Annotated in this window: 19 protein-coding genes; 5 read left to right on the forward strand and 14 right to left on the reverse strand. The window is 66.1% G+C overall.

From position 1 onward, the window contains the following. Complete coding sequence (locus JW897_RS19700; RefSeq protein ID WP_205467353.1) at nucleotides 1–1,605, forward strand: carboxyl transferase domain-containing protein; 1,605 nt, start codon at nucleotides 1–3, stop codon at nucleotides 1,603–1,605. A gap of 5 nt (nucleotides 1,606–1,610) precedes the next feature. After that, the gene (locus tag JW897_RS19705) at nucleotides 1,611–3,575 is read left to right on the forward strand and encodes an ATP-binding protein (protein ID WP_205467354.1); all 1,965 of its coding nucleotides are present in this window, start codon (nucleotides 1,611–1,613) and stop codon (nucleotides 3,573–3,575) included. Nucleotides 3,576–3,644: 69 nt separating this feature from the next. Here the strand turns inward: JW897_RS19705 and cyoE are convergent, their stop codons facing one another. The 14 genes from cyoE to JW897_RS19775 all read right to left on the reverse strand — a co-directional run bounded on the left by cyoE (nucleotide 3,645) and on the right by JW897_RS19775 (nucleotide 16,691). Continuing rightward, nucleotides 3,645–4,550, reverse strand: coding sequence for a heme o synthase (cyoE, locus tag JW897_RS19710; protein ID WP_048415420.1), 906 nt, complete (start codon nucleotides 4,548–4,550; stop codon nucleotides 3,645–3,647). 22 nt (nucleotides 4,551–4,572) lie between these two features. Next, nucleotides 4,573–4,893, reverse strand: a complete 321-nt coding sequence (gene cyoD / locus JW897_RS19715; RefSeq protein ID WP_048415419.1) for a cytochrome o ubiquinol oxidase subunit IV — start codon at nucleotides 4,891–4,893, stop codon at nucleotides 4,573–4,575. Beyond that, nucleotides 4,890–5,504, reverse strand: coding sequence for a cytochrome o ubiquinol oxidase subunit III (gene cyoC, locus JW897_RS19720; RefSeq protein WP_205467355.1), 615 nt, complete (start codon nucleotides 5,502–5,504; stop codon nucleotides 4,890–4,892). The genes cyoD and cyoC overlap by 4 nt, the downstream gene beginning before the upstream one ends. A gap of 15 nt (nucleotides 5,505–5,519) precedes the next feature. Next, nucleotides 5,520–7,562, reverse strand: coding sequence for a cytochrome o ubiquinol oxidase subunit I (gene cyoB, locus JW897_RS19725; RefSeq protein ID WP_048415417.1), 2,043 nt, complete (start codon nucleotides 7,560–7,562; stop codon nucleotides 5,520–5,522). Between the two features lie 7 nt (nucleotides 7,563–7,569). Beyond that, nucleotides 7,570–8,505, reverse strand: a complete 936-nt coding sequence (gene cyoA, locus JW897_RS19730; RefSeq protein ID WP_338030581.1) for a ubiquinol oxidase subunit II — start codon at nucleotides 8,503–8,505, stop codon at nucleotides 7,570–7,572. Nucleotides 8,506–9,229: 724 nt separating this feature from the next. Beyond that, the gene (locus tag JW897_RS19735) at nucleotides 9,230–11,146 is read right to left on the reverse strand and encodes a BglG family transcription antiterminator (protein WP_205467356.1); all 1,917 of its coding nucleotides are present in this window, start codon (nucleotides 11,144–11,146) and stop codon (nucleotides 9,230–9,232) included. Nucleotides 11,147–11,193: 47 nt separating this feature from the next. After that, complete coding sequence (dagF, locus tag JW897_RS19740) at nucleotides 11,194–11,928, reverse strand: 2-dehydro-3-deoxy-phosphogluconate aldolase (protein WP_205467357.1); 735 nt, start codon at nucleotides 11,926–11,928, stop codon at nucleotides 11,194–11,196. Further along, nucleotides 11,925–13,043, reverse strand: coding sequence for a DgaE family pyridoxal phosphate-dependent ammonia lyase (locus JW897_RS19745; RefSeq protein ID WP_048415414.1), 1,119 nt, complete (start codon nucleotides 13,041–13,043; stop codon nucleotides 11,925–11,927). The genes dagF and JW897_RS19745 overlap by 4 nt, the downstream gene beginning before the upstream one ends. Next, nucleotides 13,027–14,160: an amidohydrolase/deacetylase family metallohydrolase gene (locus tag JW897_RS19750; protein ID WP_205467358.1), complete on the reverse strand. Its 1,134-nt coding sequence runs from the start codon at nucleotides 14,158–14,160 to the stop codon at nucleotides 13,027–13,029. The genes JW897_RS19745 and JW897_RS19750 overlap by 17 nt, the downstream gene beginning before the upstream one ends. 10 nt (nucleotides 14,161–14,170) lie before the next feature. Further along, entirely contained in the window at nucleotides 14,171–14,824 is a 654-nt protein-coding gene (locus JW897_RS19755) for a DUF4310 family protein (RefSeq protein WP_240352303.1), read from the reverse strand. A 17-nt stretch (nucleotides 14,825–14,841) separates the two neighbouring features. Further along, nucleotides 14,842–15,618 carry a DUF4311 domain-containing protein gene (locus JW897_RS19760; protein WP_205467360.1) on the reverse strand — a complete coding sequence of 259 codons (777 nt, stop codon included), beginning with the start codon at nucleotides 15,616–15,618 and terminating at the stop codon, nucleotides 14,842–14,844. 35 nt (nucleotides 15,619–15,653) lie between these two features. Next, nucleotides 15,654–15,956 carry a DUF4312 family protein gene (locus tag JW897_RS19765; protein WP_048415410.1) on the reverse strand — a complete coding sequence of 101 codons (303 nt, stop codon included), beginning with the start codon at nucleotides 15,954–15,956 and terminating at the stop codon, nucleotides 15,654–15,656. A 3-nt stretch (nucleotides 15,957–15,959) separates the two neighbouring features. Continuing rightward, complete coding sequence (locus JW897_RS19770; protein WP_048415409.1) at nucleotides 15,960–16,322, reverse strand: SFCGS family glycine-rich protein; 363 nt, start codon at nucleotides 16,320–16,322, stop codon at nucleotides 15,960–15,962. Between the two features lie 36 nt (nucleotides 16,323–16,358). Beyond that, nucleotides 16,359–16,691: a hypothetical protein gene (locus JW897_RS19775; RefSeq protein WP_205467361.1), complete on the reverse strand. Its 333-nt coding sequence runs from the start codon at nucleotides 16,689–16,691 to the stop codon at nucleotides 16,359–16,361. A 208-nt stretch (nucleotides 16,692–16,899) separates the two neighbouring features. Here JW897_RS19775 and rstA point away from each other — a divergent pair, with 208 nt between their 5' ends. From rstA to JW897_RS19790, 3 genes are all read left to right on the forward strand, one after another. After that, nucleotides 16,900–17,619 (forward strand): two-component system response regulator RstA, encoded by a 720-nt coding sequence (rstA, locus tag JW897_RS19780; RefSeq protein ID WP_048415430.1) that lies wholly within the window; start codon nucleotides 16,900–16,902, stop codon nucleotides 17,617–17,619. 6 nt (nucleotides 17,620–17,625) lie between these two features. Next, on the forward strand, nucleotides 17,626–18,897 hold the full coding sequence (gene rstB / locus JW897_RS19785; protein WP_019101597.1) for a two-component system sensor histidine kinase RstB: 1,272 nt from the start codon (nucleotides 17,626–17,628) through the stop codon (nucleotides 18,895–18,897). 145 nt (nucleotides 18,898–19,042) lie between these two features. Beyond that, on the forward strand, nucleotides 19,043–19,305 hold a 263-nt coding region (locus JW897_RS19790), incomplete at its 3' end, for a hypothetical protein (RefSeq protein WP_205467362.1).

Here is a 19,305-nt window from a genome sequence, read left to right on the forward strand (position 1 = left end):
ATGTCCCGTATCGAATCCCGCGTTCCCGCCTCGGGCGAGGCGTTTGAACGCAATGTCGAAGCCTACCGCCAGCTGCGCGAGCGCATCGCCGCCGCCCGCGACGCCGCCGTGCAAGGCGGCGGCCCGGAGGCGCGCGCCAAACAGGCGGCCAAGGGCAAGCTGTCGCCGCGCGAGCGCCTGTCGCTGCTGCTGGACCCCGGCACGCCTTTTCTGGAGATCGGCCAGCTGGCCGCCCACGAGGTTTACGACCACGCGGTGCCTTGCGCCGGCATCGTCACCGGCATCGGCATCGTCGCCGGCCACGCGGTGGCGGTGTTCGCCAACGACGCCTCGGTCAAGGGCGGCACCTATTACCCGCTGACGCTGCGCAAGCATCTGCGCACCCAGCAGATCGCCCGCGAACAAGGCCTGCCCTGCCTGTATCTGGTGGATTCCGGCGGGGTCTACCTGCCCTTGCAGGAAGAAATCTTCCCGGACGAGCAGCACTTCGGCCGCATTTTCCGCAATATCGCCGAAATGTCGGCGCTGGGCCTGCCGCAGATCTCGGCGGTGCTCGGCTCCTGCACCGCCGGCGGCGCCTACATCCCGGCGATGAGCGACGAGACCATCATCGTGCGCGGCAACGGCTCCATCTTTCTGGGCGGCCCGCAACTGGTGCGCGCCGCCACCGGCGTGATCGTGGACGCGGAAACCCTGGGCGGCGCCGACGTGCATACCCGCGACAGCGGGGTGGCCGACCACTACGCGCTCAGCGACGAACACGCGCTGCGGCTGATGCGCGACATCGTGGCGCGGCGAGGCCGCGGCCGGCAGTACGCGCCGCCGCAAGCGCCGCGGCCGCCGCGTTACGACCCGGCGGAGCTGGCCGGCATCGTCAGCGCCAACCCGCGCGAGCATATTCCGGCGCGGGAAATCCTGGCCCGGCTGCTGGACGACTCCGCCTTCGCCGAGTACCGCGCCCGTTTCGGCGCCACCATTCTGTGCGGCACCGGCCACATCGGCGGCTATCCGGTGGGCGTGCTGATCAACGATGGCGTGCTGTTCTCGGAAAGCGCGCAAAAAGCGGCCAACTTCATCGAACTCTGCGCCCAGCGCGGCATTCCGCTGCTATTCCTGCACAATATCAACGGCTTCATGGTGGGCGCGGAATACGAGGCCGGCGGCATCGCCAAGCACGGAGCCAAGATGGTCAACGCCGCCTCCTGCGCCCGCGTGCCCAAATTCAGCATCCTGATCGGCGGCAGCTACGGCGCCGGCAATCTGGCCATGTGCGGCCGCGCCATCGGCCCGCAGTTGATGGCGATGTGGCCCAACGCCAAGACCACGGTGGTGGGCGGCGAACAGGCGGCGACGGTGCTGGCGCTGATCCGCGCCGAGCAGCTGGAAAAACAGGGCAAGGCCTGGACACCGGAAGAAGAGGAAAGCTTCAAGCGCCCGATCCGCGACGCCTACGAACGCCAGGGCCAGGCGCTGTACGTGGCCTCGCGCATGTGGGTGGACGCCATCGTCGATCCGGCCCAGACCCGCGAATGGCTGGCGCTCAGCCTGGCGCTGGCCGCAGCCGCCCCCGTCCAAGACACCCGCTTCGGCGTTTTCAGGATGTAAACACCATGTTCAAACGAATTTTGATCGCCAACCGCGGCGAGATCGCGCGCCGCATCGCCCGCAGCTGCCGGCGGCTCGGCATCGAGCATGTCGCCGTCTACTCCAGCGCCGACGCCGACGCCGCGCATCTGGAAGGCGCCGCGGAACGGCGCTGGATAGGCGAGGCCCCGGCCAGCGCCAGCTATCTGAACGGCGAGGCCATCATCGCCGCGGCGCTGGCCAGCGGCTGCGAGGCCATCCATCCCGGCTACGGCTTTCTGTCGGAAAACGCCGACTTCGCCCGCGCGGTGGCCGCCGCCGGCCTGGTCTTCATCGGCCCGGACGCCGACACCATCGCCCAGATGGGCGACAAGGCGCGCGCGCGCCAGTTGATGGCGGCGGCCGGCGTGCCGGTGACGCCGGGTTCGGCCGAGGCCACCGAATCCTACGGCCTGATCCTGGAGAGCTGCGCCGAGATCGGCTATCCGGTCATCCTCAAGCCGGTGGCCGGCGGCGGCGGCAAGGGCATGCAGGTGGTGTGGGAGGAAGCCGCGCTGCGCGAGGCGGTGGACGCCGCGGTGCGCGTCGGCCGCTCCAGCTTCGGCGACGGCCGGCTGCTGGTGGAGCGCTACATCGCGCGGCCGCGCCACCTGGAAGTGCAGGTGTTCGGCGACCGCCACGGCAATGTGGTGCATCTGTTCGAGCGCGAGTGCTCCTTGCAGCGCCGCCACCAGAAAATCATCGAGGAGGCGCCGGCCTGCGCGATGCCGGCCGCCACCCGCGCCGCGCTGCTGGACACCGCGGTGCGCGGCGCCGCGGCCATCGGCTACCTCAACGCCGGCACTTTTGAATTCATTCTGGCGCCGGACGGCCAGTTCTATTTCCTGGAGGTGAACACCCGCTTGCAGGTGGAGCACCCGGTCACCGAGGCCGTCACCGGCCTGGACCTGGTGGAATGGCAGCTGCGCGTGGCCGCCGGCGAAGCCCTGCCGCTGCGCCAAGAGGAGATCCGCGCCGACGGCCACGCCATCGAATGCCGGATTTACGCCGAAGACCCGCTGCGCGAGTTCGCGCCCATGCCGGGCAAGGCGCTGCTGGCGCGCTGGCCGCAAGCCTGCCGCGTGGACGCGGCCTTCGACGGCGACGGCGGCGAGGTGCCGGCCTTCTACGATCCGATGCTGGCCAAGCTGATCGCCCACGGCGGCAGCCGCGGCGCGGCGCTGGACGCGTTGCAGGCCGCCGTGCGCGACACCGCGCTGCCGGGCCTGAGCAGCAATCTGGGCTTCATCGACCGGCTGCTGCGCGAACCGCGGGTGCGGGCCGGCCAGCTGGACACTCATCTGGTCGACCAGCTCGCCGCCGCGCCGGAAGCCGCGCCGCAGGCCGAAGCCGTCGCTTGCGCCGCCGCCGTCGCGCTGGCCCTGGCCTGCGTCGAAACGTCTTCCCCCTGGCAGGGCGGCGTCGGCCCGCACGACCGCGCCGCGCTGGACCCGGACGCGCCCTTGGGCCGGCTGAGCTATCGCGCCGGCGCCGCGCGCTGGCAGGCGCGGCTGCTGGAGCGCTCCGGCGCCCATGCCCGCGTGGCGGTGGCGGAGCGGAGCCTGCAAGTGAGGCTGCGCCGCGACGGCGAGTTGTGGAGCGGCGAGGTGGACGGCTTGCGCTGGAACGCCCTGCCCTGCGGCGACGATATCGAGCTGACGGTGGGCGGCCATAGGCTGCGCTTGCAGGCGGAGCAGCCGGAAACGGCCGAGGCGGACGCCGACGCCGGCCAACGGGTGGCCTCGCCGATGCCGGGCACGGTGGTGGCGCTGCCGGTGGCCGTCGAGCAGCGGGTGGAAGCCAATCAGGTGCTGGCCGTCGTCGAAGCGATGAAGATGGAAAACCGGATCTACGCGCCGCGCGCCGGCGTGGTCAGCGCGCTGCACTGCCGGGTGGGCGACATCGTCGCCGCCGACCAGTTGCTGGTCAGCGTCGCGGCCGACGAGGCTTGATCCGTCTCCGGCGGCAACCATGAAAAAAGCGCGGGCCACGGCCCGCGCTTTGTCTTGGCTTGCTTGCGTTCAGGACTGAGCGGACGCGCTTAGCCCGGCCAGCTGCTGGCGTTCCGGCTGCCGGAAATCCACCGCCATCATCACCGACAGCGCGGTGATGGTGATGATGGAGAAGAAGAACACCTGACGCGCCCAGACGCGGTCGTCGGTGCTGCTCTTGTAGCCGGACAAGGCCATCTTCAGCCACCACAGGCTGGTGGCCCCGGCCACCGCCAGATAGCCGTAGCCGGCGTAGCCGCCGAAGGCCAGCATCGCGGTGGCGGCGCCGAAGGCCAGGATGTAGAGCACGATCTGGCGCTTGGCGCTGGAAATGCCCTTGACCACCGGCAGCACCGGAATCCCCGCCGCCTGGTAGTCCTGGAAACGGAAGATGGCGATGGCGTAGGAATGCGGCATCTGCCACAGACAGAACATCAGCAGCAGGATGGCCGCGCCGGCGTCGAAGCGGCCGGTGACAGCGCAGTAGCCGGCCACCGGCGGCACCGCGCCGGACAAGCTGCCCACCAGGGTGCCGTACACCGAATGGCGCTTCATATAGAGGCTGTACACCCCCACATAGATGACGAAGCCGAACAGCACGCAGCCGAAGGCCAGCGGATTGGTCCAACGCCACAGCGCGTAGAAGCCGGCCAGCCCCAGCAGCAGGCCGTGAGCCAGCGCCGCCCGGGTGCTCATCGCACCGGTGACCAGCACCCGCTTGCGGGTGCGGGCCATCTTGGCGTCGATGTCCTGGTCTATGCAGTTGTTGATCGCGCAGCCGGACGCCACCACCAGCGAGAGGCCGGCCAGCGTGGCCAGCAGCAAGCCCCAGTCAACCCGGCCCTGGGCCGCCAGCAGGAAACCGCCGACGGCCGAGATCAGGTTGCCGAAGATGATGCCCGGCTTGGTCACCTGCAGATAACGCTTGAATTTCAAGACGATCTCTCTCAAGCCCGCCTCAACGCATCATCAGCGCGTCGGCGGTGTAGATGATCCAGATCGACAGCCCGACCAGCAGCACGATCACCATGCCGGTGAACAGGAAGGACATGGTGTTGAGCTTGCCCTCCTTGCTGAAGTCCAGGTGCAGGAAATACTTCAGGTGCACCACGATCTGCACCACCGCCAGCGCGAAGATGCCTATCGCCGTCGCCTGCGGCGTGAAGGCGCCGCCCATCACCATCCAGAACGGGATGGCGGTGAGCACCACCGACAGCAGGAAGCCGATCAGATAGCTTTTCACGCTGCCGTGCGCGGCGTGTTGATGTGCCTGGCTCATCCCATGGCTCCTTTCAGGTAGACGACGGTGAACACGCAGATCCACACGATGTCGAGGAAGTGCCAGAACAGCGACAGGCAGTTCAGGCGCGTCATCGCGCGGCCGGTCAGGCCGGTCTTGGCCACTTCCATCATCATCACCGCCATCCAGATCAGGCCGGCGGTCACGTGCAGGCCGTGCAGGCCCACCAGGCCGAAGAAGGCCGACAGGAAGGCGCTGACCTGCGGGCCGTGGCCCTCGGAGATCAGATGGTGGAACTCGTTGATTTCCAGGCCGATGAAGGCCGCTCCGAACAGGAAGGTCATGCCCAGCCAGCCCAGCACCGCGGATTTGTTGCCCTTCTGACCGGCGATCATCGCGAAGCCGTAGGTGATGGAGGACAGCAGCAGCGCCGCGGTCTCCACCAACACGTATTGCAGATCGAAGATTTCCTTGCCGGACACGCCTTCCGCCACGTTGCGGAACAGCACGGCGTAAGCCGCGAACGCGCTGGCGAACAGGATGCAGTCGGTCATCAGGTAGAACCAGAAGCCCAGCACGGTTTGCGAACCGCTGTCGTGGTGCTCGTGGTCCTCATGCGCTTCGTGCGCGTCTTTTACATAAGTCGTCATGTCGGATTCAGCCCCTTACGCGGTGGTGGTCGGACGCGCAGCCTTGTGCGGCTTGGCCGTGTCGCGCTCGGTGTAGTTGTCCACGTCGATGCCCAGCTTCTCGAAGCGCTCGCGCTCGATGGCTTCCACTTCCTCCGGCTGCACGTAGTAGTCCAGATCGTTGTCATAGGCGCGCGCCAGCATGCAGCCGACGATGCCCACCAGGCCGACGATGGCCAGCCACCAGATATGCCAGATCAGGGCGAAGCCCAGCACCGTGGTGAAGCCGCCGATGTAAACGCCCATCGCAGTGTTCTTCGGCATGTGGATGGGTTCATAGGACTTGGGCACCGCGTAGGCCACGCCCTTTTCCTTCATGTCGGTGAAGGCGTCGATGTCGTGCACCACCGGCAGCTTGGCGAAGTTGTAGAACGGCGCCGGCGACGAGGTGGACCACTCCAGGGTATGGCCGTTCCACGGGTCGCCGCTGACGTCGGCCAGCTTCTTGCGGTCGCGGATGCTGACCACGATCTGCAGCAGTTGGCAGGCGATGCCGCAGGCGATCAACAGTGCGCCGAACAGCGCCAGGTACAGCCACGGCTCCCATTCCGGGTTGGTGGTGTAGTTCAGGCGGCGGGTCATGCCGAGGAAGCCCAGCACGTACAGCGGCATGAAGGCGAACATGAAACCGATCTGCCAGAACCAGAACGAGGCCTTGCCCAGTTTCGGATTCAGCTTGAAGCCGAACACTTTCGGGAACCAGAAGGTCACGCCGGCCAGGTAGCCGAACACCGCGCCGCCGATGATGGTGTTGTGGAAGTGGGCGATCAGGAACAGGCTGTTGTGCAGCACGAAGTCCGCGCCCGGCACCGCCATCAGCACGCCGGTCATGCCGCCGATGGAGAAGGTGACCATGAAGCCCAGCGTCCACAGGATGGGGGTTTCAAAGCGCAGGCGGCCGCGGTAGATGGTGAACAGCCAGTTGAACAGCTTCACCCCGGTCGGGATGGAGATGATCATGGTCGCGATGCCGAAGAAGGCGTTGACGCTGGCGCCGGAACCCATGGTGAAGAAGTGATGCAGCCACACCATGAAGCCCAGGATGGAGATCGCGCCGCTGGCGTAGATCATCGACTTGTGGCCGAACAGGCGCTTGCCGGTGAAGGTGGACACCACCTCGGAGAAAATGCCGAAGGCGGGCAGCACCAGGATGTAGACCTCGGGATGGCCCCAGGCCCAGAACAGGTTCAGATACATCATCGCGTTGCCGCCGGCTTCCGCGGTGAAGAAATGGAAGTCCAGGTAGCGGTCCAGGCTCAGCATCGCCAGCGCGCCGGTCAGGATGGGGAAGGAGCTGGCGATCAGCACATTGGCCCAGGTGCAGGTCCAGGTGAAGATGGGCATGTCCATCAGCTTCATGCCGGGCGCGCGCATCTTGATCACGGTGACCAGGAAGTTGATCGCTGTCAGCGTCGTCCCTATCCCTGATATCTGCAAGGCCCAGGTGTAATAATCCACCCCCACGTCCGGACTGAAGGCGATGCCGGCCAATGGCGGATAAGCCACCCAGCCGGTGCGGGCGAAGTTGCCGACGCCCAGCGACAGGTTGACCAGGATCACCGCGGCCACCAGCAGCCAGAAGCTCAGCGAGTTCAGGAAGGGGAAGGCCACGTCGCGCGCGCCGATCTGCAGCGGCACCACGATGTTCATCAGGCCGGTCATGAAGGGCATGGCCATGAAGATGATCATGATCACGCCGTGGGCGGTGAAGATCTGATCGTAGTGATCGGGCGGCAGCACGCCGTGGCTGCCGCCGGTGGCGATGGCCAGTTGCGCGCGCATCATCAGCGCGTCGGCGAAGCCGCGCAGCAGCATGATCATGGCGACGATGATGTACATCACGCCTATCTTCTTGTGGTCGACCGAGGTCAGCCACTCATGCCACAGATAACCCCATTTGCCCATCTTGGAGATCAGGGCCACCAGCATCAGCCCGATCAGGCCGGCGCCGCCCAGCGCGCCCATCACGATGGGTTCGTGGAAAGGGATGGCGTCCAGCGTCAGTTTGCCTAACAGCATGTCTTGATTACTCCTTCACCGTCAGCGGTTCGCACAGGCTCTTGGCCAGCGCGGCCAGCTTGACGTCGGCCTCGGTGGCGGCCAGCGAGGTGCGGCCGGTCATGTATTTGTGCAGCACGCCCTGGAACAGATAGGGGGTGACGGCGCCGTAATAGGCCACCGGATTCTTTTCGCTAGGCAGCACCAGGCCGCGGTAGCCGTTCACGTCCAGCGTCTTGCCGGAAGCCTTGACCTTGGCCACCCAGGCGTCGAACTCGGCCGGCGTCTTGGTGGCGACGGCGTTGAACTTCATGCCGGAGAAGCCGGCGCCGCTGTAGTTGGCGGAGAAGCCCTTGTACACGCCCGGCTCGTGCGCCAGCAGATGCAACTGGGTCTGCATGCCGGCCATCGCGTAAATCTGGCCGCCCAGTTGCGGGATGAAGAAGGAGTTCATCGCCGCGTCGGAAGTGATCTTGAAATTCACCGGCACATTGCTGGGGAAGGCCAGCTCGTTGATCGTGGCGATCTGCTGCTCCGGGTAGATGAACAACCATTTCCAGTTCAACGCCACCACCTGCACCTCGATCGGCTTCTGATCCGAATCCAGCGGGCGGTACGGGTCCAGCTTGTGCGTGGTTTCCCAGGTCAGCACGGCGAGGAAGGCGATGATGATGCAGGGAATCAGCCAGACCACCAGCTCGATCTTGGTCGAGTGCGACCATTTCGGCTCGTAGACGGCGTCCTTGTTGCTGGCGCGGTATTTCCAGGCGAAGAAGAAGGTCATCAGGATCACCGGGATGACCACCAGCAGCATCAGCGCGGTTGCCGTGATGATCAGGGACTTCTGCTCCGCCGCCACCGGGCCCTTGGGGTCAAGGATTCCGCCTTGACACCCGGCGAGCAGCAACGCCGAAGCAACAGCAAGTCCCCGCCACAGGCGTGAGGGTCTTTGGTTTCTCATCATTTACGACTTTACGGGTTGAACATTCTTGTTATCCCGCCCGGGCGCGAACGGCTGCGCGCCATCGGCCCCGGCGACGGTAATCCAGGCCCGGCTCCAGGCCGGGCGGCAACGGCAAGGCCTTGCGCGGCCAACGGCCAAGCAAATGCCAATGTCATAGCAAAAAGCAATGCGGAACTCGCAGCGCGAGCTGATCAAAATCGAAAAGTCGGCATGATCAATCGACAGGGGCGACGCGAATCGCCCCGAGTGGATGACGCGACAGGAGAGCGGCGACAGCCGGCCTTCCCCTGCTGGGACATCACAACGCTGACAGCCGGCGAACCCTCGGGCGGAGACGCGTCTTCCGGCGGGCAAGCAAGCCCAGGACGGCGCAGAAAGCGGCGGGAGCATCCCGGTTGTGAAGCCAGGCGGCGCTATTAAAAACAGTTCGCCCCCAACTTTCAAGGGCAAATTTGATCCAGATTAATGGCCAGCCGCAGGCTAAAACCAGGGAGCTTGTTACAGATCAATGACGAAAACATCGCCCAAGCGCCGACATGGCGTGATCTAGAACGAAAGCATGAAGTAAATACTCGAACCTATATACAGTTTCAAACTGTTACAAAAAAGCTGGAACTCCACCCCTTGCAGTGCACAAAAACAACGTTATTCAACACAAATCGCAACATAACTCTAAACCAAACAATATTGATTGACAGCCGTGCAAAACCTTACCCGGCGCGGCTCAGACCTCAGGCAGGCATGACAGCGCATTGCGCAGGAACTGCTCGAAGCTGCGGCTCTCCACCAGCCGGGCGCCGGCTCGCTGGCGCATGAAGGAGACGAACAGCTCGTAGATCGCCATCGCCTCCTCGTACTCGGTCTTGCTGATCGCCAGCAGGAAGATCACCCGCGCCACCCCGCCCTCGCCCCAGGCGACGCCGTGCGGCGCGATGATGGTGCACACCGTGGTCTTGCGCGCCAGCAGGCCTAGCGAGTGCGGCAAGGCGATGCCGTCGCCCAGCATGGTGCTGAGGATGTCCTCGCGTTCGCGCACCGAGGGCAGGAAATCGGCGTCGACATAGCCCTCCTCGCGCAACTGCCCGCAGACGCGCTCGAACAGCGCCTGCTGGCTCAGCCCCGGCTCCGCCACCCAGAAATGCTGGGCGGAGAAATAGCGCTCCAGCATATAGGGCCGGGTGCGGTCCACCGCCACCAGCCGCGCCAACTGTTCCAGCTGGTAATCCGATGGAAACGGCGACAGCAAGGCCACCGGCTTGCGCTTGTCCTCCAGCCGCACCGTGGACACCACGAAATCGGCGCTCACATGTTCCAGCGCCTCGTATTCCTGACAGGACAAGGCGGCGCACACTTCCAGCTGCGGAAAACGGCGGCGCAGCACCGCCTCCAGCGTGCGCAGCGTGGCGTTGCCGCCGTCGCACACCAGCAGGGCCTGCGGCCGGCGCAGATAGCCGATCTGATAATGACGCTCCAGCCCCACGCCGATGTGCAGCACCAGATAGCCGATCTCGTTCTCCGAGATCCGGTACGGCGAGTGCTTGGCCCAGCTGGACACCGCCGCCAGCGTGAAATCGTAGGCCAGCGCGTAATGCTGCTTGATGTCGGCCAGCACCGGATTGGGCAGCGTGATCTGGTAGCGCACCCGGGTGATCATGGTTTTGACGTGGGTGACCAGGTCCTCGCGCAATTGCCGGTCGGCGCGCAGATCGTAGCGGTAATGGCGGTTGATGTAGTCGAGGATGTAGCGGACCAGCGCGTCGGCGTCGTCGGCGTTGATCGCGCTGGGCAGCATGCCGCTCAGGCTGCGCGCGGCGATGTTGACGCGGAGGAAGGCCCGCTCGGCGGCGGCGATCTCCACCCCGCTCATGCGCCGCAGCAGGTCGACGATGTGCGCGGCGGCCTGGTCCACCGCCGGCAGCGTCTCCTCGCCGCGGAAATCCTGCAGCGGAAAGCCGTCGACGATGCGCTTGGCCGCCACCGCGCAATAAAAGCTCAGGAACTGGGCGCCGTCGTCGCTGAGGCGGACGCCGGCGCGGCTCAAGCAGCCGGGCAGGCCGGCGCGCACCGTCGCCAGCGCGTCGGCCAGCACCGGATCCGCGCTCAATAGCGGGTGGTCCGGCCGTTCCGCGGCCAGCTGCGCCAATAGATCGCTGAGGCAGACGCGGATGGAGGATTCCGCGCCCAGCAGCTTCATGCCGTAATGCGGCTTGGCCTCTATGCTCAGGCCGTAGCCGGCCAGGCGCTCGCGCACCTCGGCCATGTCGGCCTGCAAGGTGGCGCGGCTGACGCACCAGGCGTCGGCCAGGTCCTGCAGCTTCAAGGCGTAGGCGGAGCCGAGGAACTGCGCCAGCAGATAATGCACCCGCTCGCCGGCCTGGCGCGGAATGGCGCGGCCGGAACCGGCCTGCGGCCGCACTTGCAGGAAGCGCTCCGGGTCGTCGGCCTGCAGCCGGTAGCCCTCGCCGCGCTTGAGCACGAAACGCGCGCCGTGCTCGGCAAGGATGGCGTTGAGCGCGTCGATGTCGTTGCGCACGGTGCGGGTGGACACCGCCAGCCGGCGCGCCAGTTCTTCCTGCGGCAGCGCTTCCGCCTGCAGCGCGGCAAAGGCCTGGGCCAGCCGTTGATAGGGGAATTTGACCATGAGCCTCCTTCTTTGAACCCACCCGCGCCCGGCCTCCCCGGGCGCGGCTACAACAAGGCTTTCACCATCGACAACAGCCGCTCGACGTCGCCGGGCCGGGTTTCGCCGTTCGCGTCGATGATGGAACTGTACACATGCGGAATCACCTTGGACACGCCGGCCTCAAGCGCCAGGCGGACGATCTCGCCGAAATTCTCCAGCGTGATGCCGCCGGTGGGCTCCAGCCAGAAATCATGGCGCGCGCAGGCTTCCGCCACCGCCAGGTATTCGTCGCGGCAATCCAGCCCGCCCATAGGAAAGTACTTGATCGAGCTGCCGCCCATATCCTTGAGCATGGCGATGGCGGTGTCCACCGGCGCGGCGCAGACTGGCGCGCCGGCGCTGAGCGGGCCGGTGGAAATCCTGACCAGGCCGGGAATGCCGCTGGGCGACACCAGGCCGTTGACCACGGTCCGCGCCTGGCCCAGCAGCGCGCGGCTGGCGCCTACGCCGGTGAACACCTGATTGACGTGCTGCGGCTGCACCTGGCCGACGATGGCGCTGACCATGTCGGACTGGCGCGGGTCGCCAGCGCCCAGGCCCACCGACAAGGCGTTGTCTATCAGCGCAGCGTACTCGCGCATGTCCGCCACCGCGCTGTCCACGTCGGCGTAGTTTTTCGACAGCACGCCCACCAGCACATGGCCTTCCGCCGCCTGATGAATCTGACGGGCATTGTGCTTGCTTCCGGCCAGCACATTCAAGCACACGCGATCTTGATAAAAATTGGGTTCCAGTTTCATGCTTGCTCTCCCTTCAGCAGGCGGCGGATGCGCTCGCCTATCTGTTCCAGCTGGGCCGCGTCCACGCTGCGCGCGTCCACCTCCAGCCGGCCTTCGTTGGCCCGGTACTCCCGGAAATAAATGGCGATGTCGCCCTGTTTCAGCGCGGCCGCGGCGGCCACCGCGCTGACGCCGGTGGCGCCGGCGTCGAAAGCGATCTCGGCGCGGGCGATGTCGCGGCCGGCCGCGTCCCAGACCAGGCGCGCGCTGACGCCGGCCAGCTGGTTCAGACCGGCGATGAAGGGCCGCAACCGCTCCGCCATCGCCGCCCCGCTTTCCTTGTCCTGCTTCAGATAGCGTTCGATCGCGCAAGTCAGGCCCAGAATGCCCTCCTTGCCCACCTTCATCGCCCGGCCTATGCCCTGGCTTTGCAGCTTGACCCATTCCACGTATTGGCGACGGCCCAGCACCAGGCCGCTGGTCGGCCCCTCGATCGCCTTCGCGCCGCTGTAGATCACCAGGTCCGCGCCCAAGCGGTAATAGGCGCGCAAGTCCTCCTCCGCCGCCGCGTCGACGATCAGCGGCAGATTCCGACGACGCGCCACCTCGGCGGCCTCGGCCACGCCGAGCACGCTTTTCTGCAAGGCGTGGTGCGACTTGATATAGAGGATGGCGGCGGCGGCGGGGCCAAGCGCGGCCTCCAGCTGCGCGGCCGAGCACTCATTGCCCCAGCCGGCCTCCACCACCTGGCCGCCGCCCAAAGCCACCATGGTGCCGACCGGCGCGCCGAAATTGACGTTGTGCCCCTTGGGCAGCACGATTTCGCGCGGGCCGTTGACCGGCACGGCGTGCAAGTTCACCAGCAGGCGCGGATCGTCGCGGACGATGACCGCGGCCACCGACTGGGCGATGCCCGCAGCGGCGCAGGACACCACCGTCGCGGCCTCCACCTCCAGCAGCCTGGCGATGTAGTCGCCGGTCTTGTCGACCAGATCCTTCATTTCGAAGTAGCCGCCCAGGCCCTGCGCCACCGCCGCCGTCACTTCCGGCGCCGGCGTGGACACGCCCAGCATGGTCATGCGGCCGGAGGCGTTGATCACCGGCTTCAACTGGTACTGCTCATAGATCGAAGACATGGCAAGCCTTTCCTTGTTCGGTGGGCAGCAAGACGCCGCCCGCCACCGCCGCCAGCGGCGTCAGATGACTCACGCAAGTCAGCGTGTCGCCGTCGCTGTCGCTCAATGGCCGCGGCGCGGTTTCGATGTCGAAAATGGTCAGATCGGCGTCCGCGCCCACTTCCAGCCGGCCTTTGCCGCTGAGCCGCAGCGCCTCGGCCGGCCGTTGGGTCACGCAGTCCAGCACCCGGGTGAGCGGCATGCCCAGGCTCAGGAATTTGGACATCACCGCCGCCAGGCCGAACACCGGCCCGCTGACGCGGTTGCGGCAATAGATGTCCGAGCTGATGGTGTCCGGGTACACGCCCAGCGCCATCGCCTCGCGCGCCACGCGGAAACTGAAGCTGGCGCTGCCGTGGCCGACGTCCAGCAGCACGCCGCGCTCGATCGCAGCCCGCACCGAGGCGCGCAGCGCGCCGGCGGCGTCCAGGATGCGGTTGGGCTTGCCGTTGAAACAGTGGGTGACGATGTCGCCCGGTTCCAGCCATTCGGCGATCTCGTCCAGCGACGGCGGGGTGTTGCCGATGTGCACCATCAAGGGCAGCGGCCCGAAGCGGCGCTGGATCTCCTTGGCCCGCGCCAGCGGCGCGACGCCGTTGGCGCCGACCACGCTGCCGCTGAGCCGCGCCTTGATGCCGACGATGAAATCGCGATGCGCGCGGATGGCCGCGCCGGCCAGCGTCACGTCGACGTCGTCGAGATTGGCCAGCTCGTGCTGGGTGGCGAGGCCGATGCGCGAGATGTTCAACAGCGCGCGCACATCGGTGCGGCAGCCGCCGGCCAGCTCGCGGAAAGCGGCGACCTCGTCGGCGCCTACGCTGCCGGCGTCCACCACCGTGGTGACGCCGCCGGCCACGCCCACCTGATCCGGCTCGTCGTGATAAATCGGCGAGGCCGGGTTGCAATGCACATGGCCGTCTATCCAGCCGGCGCTGAGCCGCCAGCGGCCGCCCAGGCTCACCGTGCGCTGGGCCGGGCCGTCCAGCCGCCCCAGAGCGGCGATCTTGCCGTGGCGGACGGCGATGTCCAGCACCGAGCCGTCGGCCAGCAAGGCGTCCTTGATCAGCAAATCATCCATTAGCGCCTCCTCAGGCAATCGCCACCGGGAACAGCGTGCCCAGCAGCATCGCGCCGAGAATGGCGCCGCCGGTGATGGGCTTGCCCCACAGATAGAAGGCCAGCGCGCCCAGCAGCGAGCCGACGCCGATGGGAATCGACGCCGCCATCGCCGACAGGATGATCAGCGGGCCGAGAAAGCGGCCGGAAGAATTGCCGGCGCCCATCATCACGTCGGCGCCGTAAGTGGAGTTGCCCTGATTGATGGTGAACTTGCGCGCGAAGACGATCACCGCGCCGATCAGCACGCCTATCGCCAGGCCGGTGGCCAGCGCCGCGCCGAAGTTCTCCACCGGGAACAGGATGCCGGCGCCGAGGAACATCGCCGGAATGCCGAGGCCGACGCCGGTCATGATGGCGCCGCCTATGTCCAGGATGCCCACCAGCGAGCCCTCTATCACCCGGGCGAACAGGAAGCTGGCGCCAAAGGCCGCCACCGCGCCGTAAACGCCGGAATCCATGCCGGCGCGCAGCATCGACACGAAAGCCACCTCGTTGAAGGCGCCGATGCCGTAGACGTAATACATATGAGTGCCGGCGAACACGCCGGCGGACAGCAGCCCCACCAGCAAGGGGAAAGACCAGTCCGCCAGCCAGAAATCGCCGGCTTGTGCTTGTTCCGTCATCATTTTCTCCTTCAGCCTCAAGCGCCGCACACGGCGGCGTGCAACAGTTCCAGCCAGGACGGGGCGTTCAAGTGGAAGCTGTTCAGCAGTTTCAGATCAAAGCCGCGGAAGAAGGCGCTGAGCGCGAACAGCGCCACGATGGCCGCCATCATCAGCTTGGTGACCTTGTTCCAGCCGCCCTCGTCCACGCCCTTGCCGATCAGGATGCCCAGCACCAGGCCCGGCACCGCGTTGCCCATAATCAGTTGGGCCAGCCCGCCGAACACCGTGCCCCACAGACCGGAGCGCCGGCCGGCCTCAATCGCCGCCAGCCAGAAAATCACCGGCATCACGGTGTTGACCAAGAGGTTGGCCGCCGGCACCAAGACCTTGACCGCGGTGATTTGCAGCGAAGCCGGCACCGCCGAAGCGGTGGTGTTCAGGAAGGCCACCAGCAGCATGCCTATCACCCCGCACACCAGCGCCATCTTGCGCGGGTTGTGCAGGGTCTCCGCCACATTGCGGTTGCGCGCCAGCAGCGCCGCCGCGCCCCAATGCGGAATCACCCGGTGGTCGATGTCCTGGGTGAAGGCGCCGGCCGCCACCGACGAGGCCCAGGCGTTGAAGAAAAAGCCCAGGCCGAAGGAAAAATGCGAGGCCGGGTCGCCCTCGCAGGAATTGAGCTCGCCCAGGGTGCGGAAGGCGCCCATGCCCTGGGACGTCGGCGCGTGGAACATGCGGGCCGCGCCGGCGCCCACCGCGACGCCGACCAGGCCGCCGATCAACAGCGACTTGAGAAGAATGATCAGAAGCATGGCTTCCTCCTCGGGTATGAAACGGCAAGCGACGCCTAAACTTGGCGCATGGCGAAGGGCACGGCCTCGATGTCCAGCGCGGTCACGCTGACCGCCACCTCCAGCGTGACGGCGTAGCTGCGCCGGTCCCGCGGCAGGAAGAAGAACAGAAAGCGCTCGCGGCGGCGCAACTCCTCCGCCGCGACCACCGTCACCTGCAAGGGCTCGATGCGCAGCAGCACCTGATGGCCGGCCGCCATCACCGCGCGCTGAACGCCGGACAAGGCGTCGGCGCAAGCCTGCGCCTTGCTGTCGCCGCGGCCGCTGACCGTCACGCTGGATTCGAAGCGTGTTTGCATCGCTCAGCCGCCGTATTTCTTCTGATAGGCCGCCACCAGCCGCTGCCCCAGCTCTTCCTTGTCCATGAAGCCGAAACCGAGCACGGTGTAGCCCTCCTCGATCGCGGTCACGCCCTCCTCTACCGAACGCATGCCGTACTTGGCCTTGTAGCCGTACTTGGTCTGCGCGGTGATCGCGCCGGCGCCGCCGCTGCCGCAGAAGGAAATGCCCAACTGCGCGCCTTCCGCCTGCATCACATCGCCCAGCTTCATGTCCGCGGCCATGCCGGGAACCACCACCGCGCGCGCGCCGGCGGCCTCCACGCCCGCGCCCACTTTCTGTCCCTTGCCCAGGCGGTCGCCAATCACTACGGTTATCTGCGTCATTGCTTCTCTCCTCTATTTATCGATGCGCGACGGACTTCAGGCCTTGTTCTTGGCCATCTCGAAATGAATGGACAGCAAGAGCGCCTCTTCTTCCGGCAGATTGCCGAACAGGGCCACCACCGCGGCGGACAAGCGCCGCGTGGTGTCCGAGATCTCGTCGAACAGGCTCTTGTCGAAATCCGGCAGGCCCTCGCCGCTCAAGGAGCGGCGCGCCATCGCCAGCACATGGGAGTCCAGCTTCTGCTGCTGAACCTCGGTCAAATACTTGCCGGCCGCGTCCAGCAAGGCGGGAACCTGGCCCAGCACCTGGTCCGCCAGGCGGCGGACGGCGGCCTGGTCAACGGCGAGGGGACGGACTTGATCGTTCATGGGAATGTCCTTTGCGAAACGGTTGGCGATGCAGGGAAACTGTAATCAAGGCGCCGGCAACTGTGGACCGGTGGATTTTCCGCTTTGAAACGGAAATCGCCTGCGCGCAGCGCTCCGCCCGAGCGGTCCTGACCGTGCTTGCAGTTGAAGCGCGCGGCGGCTCGGGCGATACTTCGCGGATTGACCACTGAATAGATGGATGCAAGGCATGACTCACCGCATCGTGTTTGTAGAAGACGACGCCGACCTGGCCGAGCTGATCAGCGACTTCCTGTCCCGCCATGAGATGGATGTGGTGGTGGAGCCGCGCGGCGACGCCGCGCTGGACACCATCGCCCGCGAAGCGCCGGACCTGGTGCTGCTGGACATCATGCTGCCCGGCAAGGACGGCCTGTCCATCTGCCGCGAGCTGCGCCCCAAGTTTGACGGCCCCATCATCATGCTGACCTCGCTGGACAGCGATATGAACCAGATCCTGGGCCTGGAGCTGGGCGCCAACGACTACATTCTGAAAACCACGCCGCCCTCGGTGCTGGTGGCGCGGCTGCGCGCCCAATTGCGCAATCTGCGGCCCGCTCCGGCCGGCGCCGACGCCGCCGCGCCCAAGCCCGGCACGCGCAAAGTGGTGTTCGGCCAACTGGCGATTGACCCGATCAGCCGCGACGTGACGCTGGCCAATGAGAAGATTCCGCTGTCCACCTCGGACTTCGACCTGCTGTGGCTGCTGGCCAGCCACGCCGGAGAGACCCTGAACCGCGACATCCTGCTCAAGGAGATGCGCGGCGTCAGCTACGACGGCCTGGACCGCAGCATAGACGTGGCCATCTCGCGGCTGCGCAAAAAGCTGGGCGACAACCCCAGCGAGCCGTTCCGCATCAAGACGGTGCGCAACCGCGGCTATCTGTTCTCCTTGTCCGGCTGGGAGTAAGCGCGCATGCGCCGATTGTTCATCCAGTTCTACCTGCTGCTGATGACCTGTTTCCTGGTGGCGGTGGTCTTGGTCGGCGCGGTCTACAAACAGGCGGTGGACGATGTGGGCGAGCGCTATCTGTCCGACCTGCTGCGCACCACGCTGTCGCTGATCGAGGCCGACTTGCGCGGCGTGCCGGAAGACCGCTGGAGCGAGACGCTGGCCAATTCCGACCACGGCTTCACCTTCCGCGTCAAAGTGGAGAAGATGAGCAGCTACCTGCTGGACGACGAGTCCAAGCAGGCGCTGGACCGCGGCGAAATCGTGATGCTGGAAGACAAATACGTGTTCCTGCAAAAGCTGGAGGACAGCAATTACCTGCTGGTGGCCGGCCCGCTGCGCTATCTGTTCTTCCTGCATCAGCTCAAATGGTTCGACTACGCGCTGCTGGGCTTCATCGGCCTGTCGCTGGCGATTCCGGTCTTCCTGTGGATGCGCCCGCACTGGCGCGACCTGGTGGCGCTGGAACAGACCGCCGGCAAGCTGGCCAGCGGCAATCTGTCCGCCCGCGTCGACCTGCCGCCGCGCTCCGGCGTCAGCCAGCTGGGGGTCGCCTTCAACCACATGGCCGACAATATCGCCGCGCTGATCAACAGCAAGAAAACGCTGACCAACGCCGTGGCCCACGAGCTGCGCACGCCGCTGGCGCGGCTGCGCTACCGGATGGCGCTGCTGGAAGGCGACGAGAGCAGCCCGGAGCGGCAAGCGATAGAACGCGACCTGTCCGCCATCGACAAGCTGGTGGAAGAGTTGCTGCTGCACGCGCGGCTGGACCGGCCGGAAGCGCCGCTGAAGCTCAGCAGCTTCGACGCCATTCCCTGGGCCAAGGACCGCATCGCCGGCCAGGCCGCGCTGACGCAGGACATTCAATGGCTGGAACCGGCCGGCGCCAGCCTGGCCATCACCGCCGACGAACACCTGCTGACCCGGGTGCTGGACAACTTCCTGTCCAACGCCCGCCGCCACGCCAACCGCCTGGTGCAAACCAGCATCATCGTCGAACAGCGCCACTGCATCATCATGGTGGACGACGACGGCCCCGGCATTCCCGAACAGGACCGCAGCCGGGTGTTCGACGCCTTCGTGCGGCTGGACGAAAGCCGCGGCCGCAAGACCGGCGGCCACGGCCTGGGCCTGGCCATCGTCGCCGGCATCGCCCGCGCCCACCGCGGCGAAGTCAAAGTGGAAAGCTCGCCGCTGGGCGGCGCGCGCTTCCTGTTCCGCTGGCCGATCTGAGCTCCGCCGCCGCGCAATGTACATTCCGTAACATTGGGATACACAGAGGGCATAGACTCAGCCCCTTGTCATGGTTAGCATTTCGGCCTGAAAAGGACTACGTGTCCACTTTCATACCAATCCAAGAAACTTAGGAGTTTCATAAATGAAAAAGCTGGCTCTGCTTGCTCTGACCGCTGCTTTCAGCCTGGTGTCCGTTAACGGCTTCGCCGCTGAAAAAGCTGCTGCTTCCGCCCCGGTTGCTATCCACAAGGCTAAGAAAGCCGAGAAAAAAGTAGCGAAGAAAGAAGCTTCCGCTGCTCAAAAAGCTCAGGCCGCCAAAGCCGAAGCTTCCGCTCCGAAAGCTAAAAAAGCCAAGAAGCACGTAGCTAAGAAAGAAGCTTCCGCCGCTCAGAAAGCTCAAGCCGC

It is taken from the genome of Chromobacterium alkanivorans (genome assembly GCF_016937655.1).
In the GTDB taxonomy this organism is placed as follows: domain Bacteria; phylum Pseudomonadota; class Gammaproteobacteria; order Burkholderiales; family Chromobacteriaceae; genus Chromobacterium; species Chromobacterium alkanivorans.